General features: G+C 69.9%; 16 protein-coding genes, 2 tRNA genes and 1 other RNA gene. 5 read left to right on the top strand and 14 right to left on the bottom strand.

The features are described 5' to 3' along the window. Window positions 1–51: 51 nt before the first annotated feature. The 4 genes from GGR71_RS04800 to dnaX all read right to left on the bottom strand — a co-directional run bounded on the left by GGR71_RS04800 (window position 52) and on the right by dnaX (window position 3,533). Entirely contained in the window at window positions 52–399 is a 348-nt protein-coding gene (locus tag GGR71_RS04800) for a histidine triad nucleotide-binding protein (RefSeq protein ID WP_010342491.1), read from the bottom strand. A gap of 75 nt (window positions 400–474) precedes the next feature. Then, the gene (gene recR, locus GGR71_RS04795; RefSeq protein ID WP_160964006.1) at window positions 475–1,089 is read right to left on the bottom strand and encodes a recombination mediator RecR; all 615 of its coding nucleotides are present in this window, start codon (window positions 1,087–1,089) and stop codon (window positions 475–477) included. Between the two features lie 239 nt (window positions 1,090–1,328). Further along, entirely contained in the window at window positions 1,329–1,649 is a 321-nt protein-coding gene (locus tag GGR71_RS04790) for a YbaB/EbfC family nucleoid-associated protein (protein ID WP_048490144.1), read from the bottom strand. Between the two features lie 6 nt (window positions 1,650–1,655). Next, window positions 1,656–3,533 carry a DNA polymerase III subunit gamma/tau gene (gene dnaX, locus GGR71_RS04785; RefSeq protein WP_160963950.1) on the bottom strand — a complete coding sequence of 626 codons (1,878 nt, stop codon included), beginning with the start codon at window positions 3,531–3,533 and terminating at the stop codon, window positions 1,656–1,658. Window positions 3,534–3,768: 235 nt separating this feature from the next. Between dnaX and GGR71_RS04780 the strand changes: the two genes are divergently transcribed. Together GGR71_RS04780 and ffs are read left to right on the top strand one after the other, a co-directional pair. Beyond that, window positions 3,769–3,861, top strand: a tRNA-Ser gene (locus tag GGR71_RS04780). Window positions 3,862–3,958: 97 nt separating this feature from the next. Then, window positions 3,959–4,055: signal recognition particle sRNA small type (ffs, locus tag GGR71_RS04775), an RNA gene on the top strand. Window positions 4,056–4,552: 497 nt separating this feature from the next. On the opposite strand, the gene GGR71_RS04770 is transcribed toward ffs, so the two are convergent. The 7 genes from GGR71_RS04770 to GGR71_RS04740 are packed head-to-tail and all read right to left on the bottom strand — an operon-like array spanning window position 4,553 to window position 8,720. After that, window positions 4,553–4,999, bottom strand: a complete 447-nt coding sequence (locus GGR71_RS04770; protein WP_160963952.1) for a molybdenum cofactor biosynthesis protein MoaE — start codon at window positions 4,997–4,999, stop codon at window positions 4,553–4,555. A gap of 3 nt (window positions 5,000–5,002) precedes the next feature. Beyond that, the gene (locus GGR71_RS04765; protein WP_160963954.1) at window positions 5,003–5,248 is read right to left on the bottom strand and encodes a MoaD/ThiS family protein; all 246 of its coding nucleotides are present in this window, start codon (window positions 5,246–5,248) and stop codon (window positions 5,003–5,005) included. Continuing rightward, window positions 5,245–5,763, bottom strand: a complete 519-nt coding sequence (gene moaC / locus GGR71_RS04760; RefSeq protein ID WP_160963956.1) for a cyclic pyranopterin monophosphate synthase MoaC — start codon at window positions 5,761–5,763, stop codon at window positions 5,245–5,247. The genes GGR71_RS04765 and moaC overlap by 4 nt, the downstream gene beginning before the upstream one ends. A gap of 31 nt (window positions 5,764–5,794) precedes the next feature. Beyond that, a complete protein-coding gene (locus tag GGR71_RS04755) occupies window positions 5,795–6,169 on the bottom strand; it encodes a nuclear transport factor 2 family protein (RefSeq protein ID WP_160963958.1) in 375 nt (124 codons plus the stop codon). A gap of 3 nt (window positions 6,170–6,172) precedes the next feature. Continuing rightward, on the bottom strand, window positions 6,173–7,207 hold the full coding sequence (gene moaA, locus GGR71_RS04750; protein WP_160963960.1) for a GTP 3',8-cyclase MoaA: 1,035 nt from the start codon (window positions 7,205–7,207) through the stop codon (window positions 6,173–6,175). Then, complete coding sequence (locus GGR71_RS04745; RefSeq protein ID WP_160963962.1) at window positions 7,204–7,971, bottom strand: MBL fold metallo-hydrolase; 768 nt, start codon at window positions 7,969–7,971, stop codon at window positions 7,204–7,206. The genes moaA and GGR71_RS04745 overlap by 4 nt, the downstream gene beginning before the upstream one ends. Continuing rightward, on the bottom strand, window positions 7,971–8,720 hold the full coding sequence (locus GGR71_RS04740) for a 3-deoxy-D-manno-octulosonic acid kinase (protein ID WP_160963964.1): 750 nt from the start codon (window positions 8,718–8,720) through the stop codon (window positions 7,971–7,973). Before GGR71_RS04740 ends, GGR71_RS04745 begins: the two co-directional genes overlap by 1 nt. A 20-nt stretch (window positions 8,721–8,740) precedes the next feature. Here GGR71_RS04740 and GGR71_RS04735 point away from each other — a divergent pair, with 20 nt between their 5' ends. Both GGR71_RS04735 and GGR71_RS04730 read left to right on the top strand, forming a co-directional pair. Further along, a complete protein-coding gene (locus GGR71_RS04735; RefSeq protein WP_160963966.1) occupies window positions 8,741–9,790 on the top strand; it encodes a glycosyltransferase family 9 protein in 1,050 nt (349 codons plus the stop codon). 199 nt (window positions 9,791–9,989) lie between these two features. Then, a complete protein-coding gene (locus GGR71_RS04730; RefSeq protein WP_019798099.1) occupies window positions 9,990–10,244 on the top strand; it encodes a DUF2798 domain-containing protein in 255 nt (84 codons plus the stop codon). A gap of 50 nt (window positions 10,245–10,294) precedes the next feature. Here the strand turns inward: GGR71_RS04730 and GGR71_RS04725 are convergent, their stop codons facing one another. The 3 genes from GGR71_RS04725 to GGR71_RS04715 form a co-directional block, all read right to left on the bottom strand. Then, on the bottom strand, window positions 10,295–10,699 hold the full coding sequence (locus GGR71_RS04725; protein ID WP_017907820.1) for a DUF6165 family protein: 405 nt from the start codon (window positions 10,697–10,699) through the stop codon (window positions 10,295–10,297). Window positions 10,700–10,803: 104 nt separating this feature from the next. Next, window positions 10,804–12,678: a rhamnogalacturonan lyase B N-terminal domain-containing protein gene (locus GGR71_RS04720; protein ID WP_456362586.1), complete on the bottom strand. Its 1,875-nt coding sequence runs from the start codon at window positions 12,676–12,678 to the stop codon at window positions 10,804–10,806. A 413-nt stretch (window positions 12,679–13,091) separates the two neighbouring features. Further along, a tRNA-Ser gene (locus GGR71_RS04715) sits at window positions 13,092–13,182 on the bottom strand. Between the two features lie 209 nt (window positions 13,183–13,391). Between GGR71_RS04715 and GGR71_RS04710 the strand changes: the two genes are divergently transcribed. Next, entirely contained in the window at window positions 13,392–14,096 is a 705-nt protein-coding gene (locus tag GGR71_RS04710; RefSeq protein ID WP_160963970.1) for a PP2C family protein-serine/threonine phosphatase, read from the top strand. The last annotated feature ends 191 nt before the right edge of the window (window positions 14,097–14,287 follow it).

The raw sequence follows: 14,287 nt of genomic DNA, 5'->3' as shown, positions 1-14,287 counted from the left end.
AACGAAAAACGCCGCTGATCCAGCGGCGTTTTTTTATGTGCCAGCCGCGGCTCAGGGCGTGCCGAAGCGTCCCAGCGGCGCGCCGGCGAGCAGATGCAGGTGCAGATGGAACACGGTCTGCCCAGCGTGCTCGCGGCAGTTGATCACCACCCGGTAGCCGTCCTGGGCCAGGCCCTGCTCGCGCGCGTAGCTGGCCGCGGCCAGCACCAGCCGGCCGACCAGGGTCGCCTGCTCCGGCGCCAGGTCGTCCAGGGTCGGAATCTCCACCTGCTTGGGGATGAAGAGCACATGCACCGGCGCCTGCGGCGCAATGTCCTTGAAGCCGAGTACGGCGTCGTCCTCGTAGACGATGCTGGCCGGAATTTCGCGACGGATGATCTTGCCGAAGATGGTGTCCATGGAGCGCGCCCGGAACGAAAGAAGGGGCCGCCGTTATAGCCCAATTCGGCGTCGCGCCGCAGCCGCGTGCGGCCCTTACTCGCCGGCGCCGGCGCGCGGCACCTCGCTGCGGCTGCCGAAGGCATGCGACAGCGTGCCGCGATCCACGTACTCCAGCTCACCGCCCAGCGGCAGCCCCTGCGCCAGCCGGCTCGGCCGCACGCCATGCTGGCGCGCCAGTTGCGCCAGGTAATGCGCGGTGGCCTCGCCTTCGACCGTGGAGTTGGTGGCGATGATCAGCTCGGCGACCTCACCCTGCGCCAGCCGCGCCGCCAGCCGATCCAGGCCCAGCTCGCGCGGCCCGATACCGTCCAGCGGCGACAGCCGGCCCTGCAGGATGAAGTACAGCCCGCGGTAGCCGGTGGCGTGCTCGATCGCCAGCCGGTCGGCCGGCGATTCCACCGCGCACAGCTGCTGGCGGTCGCGCGCGGGACTGGCGCAGATCGCGCAGACCTCGGTTTCGCTGAAATCGCGGCATTGCGCGCAATGGCCGATGCGCTCGATCGCCTCGAGCAGCCGCTCGGCCAGGCGCTGCCCGCCCTCGCGCTCGCGCTCGAGCACGTGGTAGGCCATGCGCTGCGCGGTCTTCTGGCCGACGCCAGGCAGCACGCGGAACGCATCGATCAGTTGTTCGAGCAGCGGCGAGCTCATTGGTTGGGGATTCGGGATTCGGGATTGGGAATTACAGCGGGCTATCCACCACCAAGTCGTTGGCACGCGATCCAGTGAAACGCGGGACATCGCGTAGGAGCGGCTTCAGCCGCGAGGGGCGTTACCGGCAATGCCCGTCGCGGCTGAAGCCGCTCCTACGCGGGAATTCACCGAAGCAGGAGATGCAGCGCACTCGCGAGAAACCACGAATCCCGAATCCCCACTCCCAAATCCCGGTCTCAGAACGGCAGCTTCATGCCCGGCGGGATCGGCATGCCGGCGGTGGCCGCACCCATGCGCGCCTTGGACTCGGCATCGATCTTGTTGGAGGCGTCGTTGAAGGCGGCCGCGATCAGATCCTCGGCCATTTCCTGGTCGGCCAGGATGCTCGGATCGATCCGCACCTTGCGGCACTCCTTGGCGCCGGTCAGGGTCACGTTGACCATGCCGCCGCCGGCGCTGCCGGTGACTTCCAGCTGGGCCAGTTCTTCCTGGGCGCGCTGCAGGTTTTCCTGCATCTTCTGCGCCTGTTGCATCAGTTGGGCGATATTGCCACGCATCGTGGTTCACTCATCGTAGGGACGGATGGAATCGGGAACGACCCGCGCGCCTTGCTGCTGGATCAGCGCCTGCACCGCCGGGTCGTTCAGGAACGCGGTTTCGGCCGCGTTCTGGCGCTCGCCGCGTTGCCGGTGCGAGCGCTCATGCAGGGTTTCGGCATCGACCGCGATGCCGCTTTCGATGACGATCTTCGGGCGCTGGCCCAACGCATCGGCCAGCGCCACGGCCAGTTCACCGAGCGAGCGCTCCGACTGCAGATATTCAAAGCCCGCCGACAGCGACAGCCGCAGCACGCCCTCGGCATGGCTGACGAAGGCCGCATTGGCGGCGAGCTGCCGCGACGGGCCGGTCAGGCTGCAATCGGCGACCAGTTCGAGCCAGTCCTCGGCGCTGTGCAGGGCGCGCGGCAGGTCGGACACGGCGGCGTGGGTGCGCGGGGTCTGCGCCAGCGGCGGCACCATCGCCATTTCCGGTTCGGCGGCCGCGGCCGGAGCGACCGCTGGCGCCGGTGCCGCGACCGGCGCGGACGGCGCAGGGCGCGCCGCCGGCGGTGCCGGCGGATCCCATGGCGGGTCCAGCGGGGCCGCTGCTGCGCTGGGCGCAGCCATCACGGGCGCGGCCGGGACCGGTGCCGGTGCGGCGACGACGGGCGCCGCCGGCGCGGCGGGACCCACCGCAACAGGCGCGGCCATCGCTGCGGCGGGCGTGCTGGCAGCAGGCGCGCTGGCAGCGGCCGCCGATGTATTACCGTGTCCTTGCGCGGCCGCACCGGTCGCGCTGCCGGCTGGCAGCGCCGCGGCGCCCATCGGACGGAACGCCAGCATGCGCAGCAGCGCCATCTCGAACCCGGCACGCGGGCTCGGCGCCAGGTACAGGTCGCGGCGCCCGTTCAGCGCCATCTGGTACCACAGTTGCACGATCTCCGGCCGCAGGCGCTCGGCCAGCGGCGCCGGGTCCAGACCGTCCAGCGCGGGCATGGCGGCGCCGGGCACCAGTTGCCGCACCTGGATGCGATGCAGGGCCTCGGCCAGCGCCTCCAGCACCCCGCCCCAGTCGGGCGAGAACTCGGCCAGGCCGGCCACCACCTGCAGCAGCCGCTGCCCATCGGCATCGGCCAGCGCGTCCAGCATCGCGCCGACCTGAGTGCGATCGACCGTGCCCAGCATCGTCCGCACGACGTCGTCGCGCAGCGCGCCGCCGGCGTAGGCGATGGCCTGATCGAGCAGCGACAGGCCGTCGCGCAGGCTGCCGTCGGCGGCCTTGGCCAGCTGCACGATCGCCGAGGCATCCACCTCGATCTGCTCGGCGGCCAGGATCTTGGTCATCTGCCCCTGGATCTGCTCCTCGTCCAGGCGCTTGAGGTTGAACTGCAGGCAGCGCGACAGCACCGTCACCGGCAGCTTCTGCGGGTCGGTGGTGGCGAGCAGGAACTTCACGTGCTCCGGCGGCTCTTCCAGCGTCTTCAGCAGCGCATTGAACGCGGCCTTGGAGAGCATGTGCACTTCGTCGATCAGGTAGACCTTGAACTTGCCGCGCGAGGGCATGTACTGCGCGTTCTCGATCACTTCGCGCACGTCGTCCACGCCGGTGTTGGACGCGGCGTCGATCTCCAGCAGGTCGATGTAACGGCCTGCATCGATGTCCAGGCAAGCCGCGCACTGGCCGCACGGGTCGGCGCTGGTGCCCTGCTCGCAGTTCAGCGACTTGGCGAAGATGCGCGCGATCGTGGTCTTGCCGACGCCGCGGGTGCCGGTGAACAGGAACGCGTGGTGCACCCGGCCGCTGTCCAGCGCGTTGGTGAGCGCGCGGACCACATGCTCCTGCCCCACCAACTCGGCGAAACGCTTGGGGCGCCACTTGCGGGCGAGAACGAGATAGGACATCAGGCGACCGTCTTCATCTGAACCGCCATTGTGCCACGGCGGGCCACCGCGATCGTTCAGTCGTCCGGTCAGCTGCCGTCCCGCACGCGCCGCCTCCGGCGCAGGGCGGACTGCGACGACGAATAGAGCGCAGATCGGCGCAGTTCACGCAACCGCGGTGGTTCGCCTTGTGAACGGCCGCCATGACGGCTAGAATTCCCGCCCTTGCCCGGACCGCATGGCCCGCGCAAGATCCGGAGAGGTGTCCGAGTGGTTGAAGGAGCACGCCTGGAAAGTGTGTAAGCGTCTAAACCGCGCTTCGGGGGTTCGAATCCCCCTCTCTCCGCCAGATTCGAATGCGCTTCCCTCGCAGAGTTGCTCCGCCCTTGGCGTAAGACTCAAAGGGAAAGACCGCGCCACGGCGCGGTTTCGTCTCTATGGTGGCCCCGTCGGCCCCTCGCGACGCTAGGTCGAAAACCCCGCCAGGGCCGGAAGGCAGCAACGGTATCGATCGACGCGGGCGCCGAGGTCAGCCGGCGGGGTTACCACCCTCCTTCTGCACCGCAGCCCGCCGCATGCACACATGCATCGTGTGCGCGATGCGCACTGCCGGGTACGGACATCCTTCCGGCATGCCGCGCCATACGCTTGCTTCGGGTCCCCGGCTAGTCGTTGGCACCGGCCGTGGCGACGGCGCACGCATCCCTGCAACCGGAGGCGCCACTTCGGCGCGTATCGATCGACGCGGGCGCCGAGGTCAGCCGGCGGGGCTACCACCCTCCTCCAGCAACTTGCCTGCGCATGGACACAGCATCGTCTGCGTCATGCGCCCTGCCAGATATGAGCATTCTTGCGGTACGCCACGTCTTCCGCCCGCTTCGGGTCCTTGGCTAGTCGTTGGCACCGGCCGTGGCGACGGCGCACGCATCCCTGCACCTGAGACGCCACTTCGGCGCGTATCGATCGACGCGGGCGCCGAAGTCAGCCGGCGGGGTTACAACCCTCCTCTACAAGACACGATCATGCCTGAACGCGCGACGCTACTTGGGTTGCGACGCCTGCGCTTCCGGATGCAGCCAGCCCGCGTCGCCGTCGCGATAGCGTTCGCGCTTCCAGATCGGCACGCGCGCCTTGACCTCGTCGATGACGTAGCGGCAGGCATCGAACGCCGCGCCACGGTGCGCAGCGGCGACGCCGACCCAGACCGCCAGGTCGCCGATCGCCAGTTCGCCGACACGGTGCACGCAACGCAAATCGAGGACGGCGAAACGAGCCAGGGCCTCGTCGACGATGCGCTGACCCTCGGCTTCGGCCAACGCGGCATAGGCCTCGTAATGCAGGCCGTCGACCGCGCGGCCGTCGTTGTGGTCGCGCACCCAGCCTTCGAAGCTGGCATAGGCGCCCGCCTGGGCATGCGCCAGCGGGGCGCGCAGCATGGCGATGTCGAGCGGTTGGTCGGCCAGCCGGAAACGCGGTTCGGTGGACATGGCTCAGCCTCCCGAGACCGGTGGAATGAACACCACTTCGCTGCCGTCGCGCACCGCCTCGTTCCAGCCGACGAAGGCGCCGTCCACCGCCACCCGCAACCGATCCAGCGGCCAGCGCAGGCCATGGCGGGCATCGAGTTCGGCATACAGCGCGCGCAGGTCCGGCGCATCGGTGCGCACCTGTTCGCGCTCCATGCCTGCGGCCTCGCGCAGGCTAGCGAAGTACAGCACGGTCACCTCGGCGCTCATGCCACGCTCCCGACGTCGCGCTTGCCGCCGCGCTTGCCGACCAGCCGCACCGGGCCGATGGTCATTGCGTGGGTCAGCGCCTTGCACATGTCGTAGACGGTCAGCGCGGCGACGCTCGCGCCGGTCAGCGCTTCCATCTCCACGCCGGTGCGGTGCACGGTGCGCACCGTGCATTCGATGCCCAGCACCTGCGGCGAGCGCCAGTCGATGGCGAAGCGGCAGCCGTCGATCGGCAACGGATGGCAGAACGGAATCAGTTCGTGGGTACGCTTGACCGCCATCGTGCCGGCGATCACCGCGGTGTCGACGATGCCACCCTTGGCGCTGCGCAGCGCATCGGCGCGCAATTGCGCGGCCACCGCGGCGGGAAAGCGCACCTGCGCCTGCGCCACCGCCACGCGCGCGGTGGCGGCCTTGGCGGAGACGTCGACCATGGTCGGCAGCCCCTGCGGGTCCAGGTGGGTCAGCGCGGGCGCGGTTGCGCGCGCGGACGTGGCGGAGGTCTTCTTGGTCATGGACTGCGCTGCCGCTCCCACGGCGCGATCTTCAGGCACCGCCGGGAATCGGCGTGCCTTGGTGGAACAGCATGCGCCATCGGTCGTCACGGCGCTGCCACAGCGAACTGCGCAGCGCCTGCCGCGGAGGCTCACCGCCGCCGCTGCGCTCGCTGCGGTAACGCACTTGCGCAAGATCCGGCGCCAGCGACTGCACCTCGATGTCGAAGGCGCGGTAGCGGACGTCGCCCGACTCGGCCGACAGTGTGTGCAGCACCGCCGGCTTGTCGAAGCGGCGGCCGGAGGCGCCGAACTCGACGAACGCATCGTCGAGCAGTTCCGCCACGCGCGCCGCCAAGGCCCGCACCGCCGGCTCCAGCAATTCCAGCTCCAGCGCGACCAGCGCGCGTTGCACTGCGGCGTCCATCGCTCAACCGCCGATCAGGAACATTTCGACGTGCTTGCCGCGCGTGGCCGTCGCCGCGCCACGCAATTCGCTGTAGCGATCGTCGCGACGCTCCCACAGCGCACGCACGCGTTCGGCCAGCGCGTCCTCGCCACCAGCCAGTGCCGGCCGCAGGTCAGTGCCCTCGCCCGCGAACAGGCAGGTGTAGAGATGGCCGTCGGCGGACACGCGGGCGCGGTGGCAGTCGCCGCAGAACGGCGTGCTGACCGAGGTGACGAAGCCGATCTCGCCGCCGCCATCGGCGAACGCATAGCGCGCGGCGACCTCGCCGGAATAGTGCGGAGCCAGCGCCTGCAACGGCCAGTGCGCAGCGATGCGGTCGCGCAGCTCGGCGGCCGGCACCACCCGCTCGCGACGCCAGGCGTTGCAGGTGCCGACGTCCATGTACTCGATGAAGCGCAGCACGTGGCCGCTGCCGCGGAAATGCGCCAGCAAGGGCAGCACCTGGTCGTCGTTGATGCCGCGCTGGACCACGCAGTTGAGCTTGACCGGCCCCAGCCCGGCCGCGACCGCCGCGTCGATGCCCTCCAGCACCTGCGCGATCTCACCGCGGCCGCCGGACAGTTGCCGGAACACCGCCGGCTCGATCGCATCCAGGCTGACCGTGACCCGACGCAGACCGGCCTCGTGCAAGGCCAGCGCGTGCCGCGCCAGCAGCGCGCCGTTGGTGGTCATGGCCAGGTCGTCCACACCGGGAATGCGCGCCAGCCGCCGCACCAGCTCGGGCAAATCGCGGCGCAGCAGCGGCTCGCCGCCGGTCAGGCGCAACTTGTTGACACCGTTGCGCACGAAGGCGCGGGCCAGGGTCTCGAGTTGCGCGAACGACAGCCGCGATGCGGCGTCGAAGCCGTAATCGTCCGGCACCTTGTCGGCCGGCATGCAGTAGCCGCAGCGGAAGTTGCAGGCCTCGATCACCGACAGGCGCAGGTCGCGCAACGGCCGCCCGCGCCGGTCCGCCGGCGTCGTCGACGCGAGCGGCGGGCGCGGCAGCGCGTTCATCCCGCCGGCACCTGCGGCACCTGCGCAGCGCGCGGCGCGGCCAGCGCCACGCATTCGCCCGGGCGCGCCACGCGGTGCCCGCGCCTGCGCAGAGCCTCGGCATCCTCAGTGCTGGCGTAGTGGTAAAGCATGGTCCGTTGCAGCAGCTCGGCGGGATACTCCCGCTCCAGATCGTCCACGCCAGTATGCGACGGGTTGCCGTGAAGACCACAGTCGTGGGCCACCAGTTCACCGTCGTCGGCATACCGGTTCAGCATTTCCGGGATCGGCCGGGTATCCCCGCTCCACACCAGCGCACCCTGCAGGCGCAGGCCGTAGGCGGTCTCCGGCCAGTGGTGGCGCACCGGGAACACCTCCAGGCGCATGCCCTCGTGCCAGAACGCATCGCCCACCGCGATCAGCTGGAACGCATCCCAGAAGTTGGCGCCGCCCTCGGCCAGCACGTTCGGATAGTCGGCCACCCGGCGATGCAGCAGCGGCACCACCGTCGCCGGCACGTACAACCGCACCTTGCCGCGGCGCGCGGAGAAATAGCTGTCCACGAACAGCCGCTCGAAGCCGGCGACGTGGTCCAGGTGCACATGGGTGACGAACAGCGCCTGCGGCATCGCGCCGTAGTGCGCCTGATAGGCGGTCAGCCCCTCGCCGCCGCAATCGATGGTCAGCCACGGCCGGCCAGCGCGCTCGATGGTGGCCATCGGCGAGCCAAGCGACACCGCCGACGCGTTGCCCACGCCCTGGAAACGCAGCGCCCAGTCGGTCATCAGCAACCGCGCTCCCAGGCCAGGTCGTAGGCGCGGCGCAGGCGCGCGTAGTCCTTCTCCACCGCATCGACGCTGCGCTCGCCGCGCAGCTTCAGCAGCGAACGACGCAGCCGCTTGAGGTTGCGCTCGCGCCAGCGGGTGCTGGGAATGCGCAGCACGCCGCGATCGAAATCGATCAGCCAGCCGCGGTTGTTGCCGTCGAACAGGATGTTCTGGGCATTGAGGTCGGCGTGGTCGAGGCCGGCGCGATGGAAGCGCGCGATCAGCCGCCCCGCTTCCTCCCACGGCGCGCCGCGGCCGGCGATGCGCGCGCAGTCGGCCAGCGAGCGCACGCCCTCCAATCGCTCCATCAGGATCGCCGCGCGGTAGCGCAGCCCCTGGCGCAGATAGCAGGCCGCCAGCGGTCGCGGCACCGGCAGCTTGCGCGCGATCAGCGCGCGCATCAGCCGGAACTCGGCGAAGCTGCGGGTGCGGTCGGCGCCGGTCCACAGGTAGCGGTCGCGGACCAGCTTGGCGACCAAGCCGCCGCGGCGGTACTGCCGCAACACGCAACTGCCGAACGGGGCATCGACGAACCAGGCGCCGCCGCGGCCGCCGGCATCCACCGGGCGCGCGCGTTCGCCCCAGGCGGCGGCGGAGAACAGCGCCGGTTCGGCTTGCCGCAGCCGCTCGCGGTCGAACAGAATGGCTCCGTAACCGCGGCCCTCGCGGTACGGCGTCAGCGCTTCGGTGGCGTCGAATGCAACCATCCAGCGAGTCTAACAACACCATGCCGGCAACGCTCCCTTCGTTGTGCCTGTTGCGCCTGTCGGCGCTGGGGGACGTGACCCACGTGGTGCCACTGGTGCGGACCCTGCAGCGCGTCTGGCCGCAGGCGCCGGCCCTGCACTGGATCATCGACAAGGCCGGGCACAAGCTGCTGGAAGGCCTGCCGGGCGTGGTGTTCCACCCCTACGACAAGCGCAGCGGCGTGGCCGGCATGCGCGCCTTGCGCCGTGACCTGCCGGCACAAGGTTTCGACGCGCTGCTGCAGATGCAGGTCGCATTGCGCGCCAACGTGCTGTCGGCGTTCGTGCCGGCGCGCCGCCGCATCGGCTACGACCGCAGCCGCTCCAAGGACCTGCACGGGCTGTTCGTCAACGAACGCATTCCGGACCGCCCCGGCATCCATGTGCTGGATGCGATCGGCAGCTTCTGCGAGCCGTTGGGACTGCGCCAGACCGAGGTGCGCTGGGACCTGCCGGTACCCGAGCAAGCCCATGCCTGGGCGCGCGCGCAATGGCCCGAGGACGGCCGTCCGGCACTGCTGATCTCGCCCTGCTCCAGCCACCAGCGCCGCAACTGGTATGCCGAGCGCTACGCCGCGGTGGCCGACCATGCGGCCACACAGGGCTGGCGCGTGGTGTTGTGCGGCGGCCGCAGCGATCTGGAGCGCAGCACCGCCGACGCCATCGTCGCCGCAGCGCGCACGCCGGTGCTCGACCTGGTCGGCCGCGACACGCTCAAGCAACTGCCGGCGCTACTGCAGCGCGCGGCACTGGTGCTGACTCCAGACTCCGGCCCCATGCACATCGCCAACGCGATGGGCACCAAGGTGCTGGGCCTGCACGCGGCCAGCAACCCGCGCCGCAGCGGCCCGTATTCGGACATCCGCTACTGCGTGGACAAGTACGACGCCGCCGCGCGCAAGTATCTCGGCAAGCCGGCCGAGCAGCTGAAGTGGGGCAGCAAGATCGAATTCGACGGGGTGATGGACCTCATCGGGGTGGACGACGCGATCGCCGCGTTCGAGCGCTACCGCAGGGACCACGGCCGCTGAGGCCAGTTGCGGCAAGCGCGGCGCCGCCCTACCATCGCCGCGCGTCCTGCCGCCGACCCGGCCCGCAGGAGCCGCCGTAAGCGTTTACGTCAATCAACGCGCCAACTGCGCCGGATCCGTCCGGGGCTGTTTCCCGCCAGGGCCTGACAGGCCGCTGGCGGGTGGCGCCTTCGATCGACCGGCTTACGGAGAGTCCGCAATGTCACGTTCCCCGCTGTTTTCCCGCAAACTGCCCCCGCGCCATGCCGCCTGGGTGACCCCGCTGCTGCTGTCGGTGCTGATGACCTGCATCGTCTCGATGATCAGCACCCTGCGCAGCGTCGGGCTGGCGCCCGGCGTCGGCACGCTCTGGCTCGGCGCCTGGGCACTGTCCTGGCTGGTCGCCTTCCCCACCTTGCTGCTGGTGCTGCCGCTGGTGCGGCGCCTCACCGGCCTGCTGGTCGCGCGCGACTGAGCAGGTCCATGTGACGTCCGGGAGGCGGCAACGCCTCCCGGGCACCGCGCTCACGCCGAGGCGTTGCGGTAGTCCTGGTAGGACTTCTCTTCCACGTAGCTCGAGCCCAGGGCCAGGTTGATCTCCTTCTTGAGCCGTGCGCGTTCGTCGTTTTCGTAGTACACGCTGCGCGCCAGCTTGATGAACTCCTCGTCGAAGGCCTGCGCCTTCTCCTTGATCCGGATCTCGTCTTCGATCACCCACAGGCGCTCGTTGACCGCCTTCAGCTCCGCGCGCAGGCGCGCTACGTCGCCGCCGGCGGCCGGATGCGCCATCCAGGTCTTTTCCAGCGCCGACAGTTCCGCGCGCACGTTGGCCAGCTTGCCCGGATCCTCGATGCGCTCAGACTTGATCTGCAGGATGGCGATCTTGTCGAGCAATTCGCCGAAGGACACGGGCACCAGGATTTCGGACATGGCAGACACCACAAACAGAAGTCGCGCCAGTGTAACGGCTCTGCCTTAAGACGGCGTCGGCGCTGCGTCGCGGCGGCGCGCTCGCCTGGAACGGCGCACGGACGTCAGCGCGCCGCAGCGACGCCCGCAGGTGCATTCTCCTGGACCAGATCGATCGCGTCGTACGACACGCCCGGACTGAGGAACCCCTGCCCGTGCTGCCCGCTGGCGACGCTCAAGGTCAGGTCGTTGCTGCCGACCTTCAACGCGGACAACGGGATGACGAAGCGATAGACGGTGTTGTTGCCGCGATAGATGCCGACCGTCAGCGTGCGCGAGGTCGGTTGCGGCGACGCCGCGGGAACCGCCGCCTGCCACCCGCCGATCGCCGGCACGGGCCGCCCATGAAACGCGGCGGTGGTGATGCCGATGCGCAGCGTCGGCGGCGCCGCCGGCAGGCGCTCGAGGACGAAGCGCACGTGCAGCGCGTTGTTCACGTCCTGCCATTGATACGCAGGAAAGTCTTGCGCCGCTGACGACGCACCGACCGTGAATGGCGCGGTCCGCCAGCTCGCCATGCGCACGTCCGACGGGTGCATGGTCGTCACCTTGTCGCCGTTCAAGAACTCGCGCGGCGAGCCATCCCAGCACCCGATCCGCCATAACGCCGGCACGGTGTCCGGATCGTCGGCGCGCAGCGTCCCGGTGGCCACGGCACGGCCTGCCGCCACGGTGGCCTCGCCCTGCGCGACGGCCAGTTCGTTCTTGTAGAGCGTCACCCGGTAGACGCCCGGGAGCATGCCGCTGCGTTCGAAGCGCCCGTCCACACCGACGCCGGTCCAGTACTGCGCCTGCGCCGAGGCGAAACCCACCGTGTAGGCAAAGGCGGGATCGAGGCCGCGCGCCGTACCGTTCACCCCGCCGCGTGCCGCCGGCGGCACATAACCGTCCAGGCCCGCACCGGCGAACCACGCGGTATCGACCGGCCCCGGCGGCGCACCATCGGTGAAGACCAGCGTATAGGCATCGAGGACGCCGGTGCGGAACGGCTCGGTCTGGCCTTCGCCGTAATTGACGATGTAGGTCAGCTCCTGGTCGACGGTGCCCTGGTCCAGCAGGCTGCGGTAAAACGGGCCGCCGGAACCGCCCTCGTTGTCGTCGCGCACCATCCACATCCCGACATGCGCACCGGTCGCGCCGAAGTAGCGCCAGTCGAGCAGCCGCATGTTGGAATAGTGTTTCGAGCGGGTCTGCCCGTCCGGGCGAGCGAACACATCGTGCGCCTCGATCGTCCGGTCGGTCCCATGCAGGTCCGCCGGTTCGGGGCCATGTGGGAGCAGCGCCCAGGGCACGCGCACGACGAAGCGCAGCAATCCGGGCTTCGGTTCGCTGCCGAAGCGGTCGGCCATGTAGATGCGCGGTTCGCCGCGCCGGGCAAGGTAGTAATGGACCAGATCGCCCGAGCGCACCGTCACCCGGATCGTATCGGCATCGAGCCGTCGCGCCTCGACGGCGACCGGCCCGGCATCCGCGTACAGGCCGGCGAAGCCCGAGTTGACGTGGCTGTCCTTGGCCGGATCCTGGTACTCGACGCCATGCCAGCGCAGCGAACACAGACCGCCTGCGCTCTGCAATCCACTGCGGCCGGCGATGCGCCGCACGGCGAAGGTCAACCCCGCACCGGTGTCGACGACGTAGGCATCCGGGCGTTCGCTGAGCCCGAACCGTGCCGCATGCGCAGACGTCGACGCGTCCGGCAGCGGCGCTGCAGCGCCACGCTGTGCCGTGGCACCGACCGCGGCAAACAGCAGGATGCACATCGTGATGAAGGAGGAACACCGACGCGATCCTGGGCGCCCAGCTGCGCTCGTCGTTTTCACCGCCTGCGCGCGCTGCGCCGCCTTGGTGACGCCGGGACATGCGTCGGCATGTCGATCCGCACGCTCGAAGCCAACCCGACTGTCCATTGCGCCAATGCCGAAACCAGGGGGCGACAGCATGCGAACACAACCGCTGGACGATGGATGAACCGGGAGAACGGGCTTGTCCAACGCAGGGCGGGAGCGCCTACGATGCGACGGCATCCAGGCCCGCTTATGCGGGATGCGCGCCCTGCATCGGCGGGCTAGGCGGCCGCATCACCCGTGGCGAGGCAGGATCGGTCCAAGCGGCGAACGCAACGGGGGCACGCCACGCGCAGGGCTTTGGTGATTGCCCGTGCGACAGGGCGGTCCGATGCCCAACATGCGGTTTATCGCCGCCCACGAACCGTTGAGGAATCATCCCGAAGCGGAAACACGGGGTTGATCGCGGACACCGCCAAGCGCGGTTGTCATCGCCAGCGGCGTTTGCCTGCGCGGCGCGGGGCATGCCCCTGGAGACGCGGCCTCGCGGATGCGCGAGACGCAAGAACTGGCGGGAAGGGGGGGATTCGAACCCCCGAGGCGCTATAAACGCCTGCCTGATTTCGAGTCAGGTACATTCAACCACTCTGCCACCTTCCCGGGTGGTCCCCGGCGGACCGGGGGCGTGCATCATACGGTCCCCGCCGCGCGCGGACAAGCGGCCCGGCGCCGATGGCCCCGCAAGCCCCTGGCGGCGCGGGGCGATGAACCCCGCCTGCTTGGCGCCGCGCCCGGCGATTGCCTGATCCGCGCGCGACCGCGATGATGCCCTTCGACCCCAGAAAACCCCGGCCGGCCGCAGGCGCGCAATGATCGAATTCGGACACCTCACCCATGTCGGCCTGCGCCGCGACCTCAACGAGGACACCTACTACGGCGACCACGAGCTGGGGCTGTGGCTGGTGGCCGACGGCATGGGCGGCCACGCCTGCGGCGAGGTCGCCAGCGCCCTGGCGCGCGAGGCCATCCTGCGCGAAGTGCGCGGCGGCACCGCGCTGGCGCAGGCCATCCGCATTGCCGACGAGGAGATCATCCGCGCCTCGCAGCGCCGCAACGACACCCTGCCGATGGGCACCACGGTGGTGGCCGCGCGGGTACAGGGCAACCGCTTCGAGGTGGCCTGGGTCGGCGACAGTCGCGCTTACCTGTGGCGCGACGGCAAGCTGGCCCAGCTCAGCCAGGACCACAGCTACGTGCAGGAACTGATCGCGCAGGGCGCGCTCACCGCCGAGCAGGCGCGCGCGCATCCGCACCGCAACGTGGTCACCCAGGCGTTGGGCGTGACCGATCCACAGCACTTGAACGTGGCCACGATGACCGGCGAGCTGCGCCCGGGCATGCGCCTGCTGCTGTGCAGCGACGGGCTGACCGAGGAAGTGGACGATGCCGGTCTGGCCAGCGCGCTGGGCCATGACGACTGCAGCGCGCAGGAATGCGTGGACATGCTGGTCGCCGCCGCGCTCGACGAAGGCGGCTCGGACAACATCACCGCGATCCTGGTGCGCTGCCACTGAGGACGGTGCGGCGCGGCCGCCGCCCCCGTGCGCGCAAACCACTTCAGGCAACGCTGGGCACTTGCATTCTTCACGCTCAAGCCGGCCAGGCTGCCCTGTAGGAGTCAACTGTCATGCACCCGCGATGGCTGGAGGAGCGTACGGGGCTTGATCGCGTGCGATGGCATTGAGCCAGCGCAGGAACTTGTGCA

It is taken from the genome of Xanthomonas sp. F1 (assembly GCF_014199855.1).
This window is presented reverse-complemented; position numbering and strand designations above follow the sequence as displayed.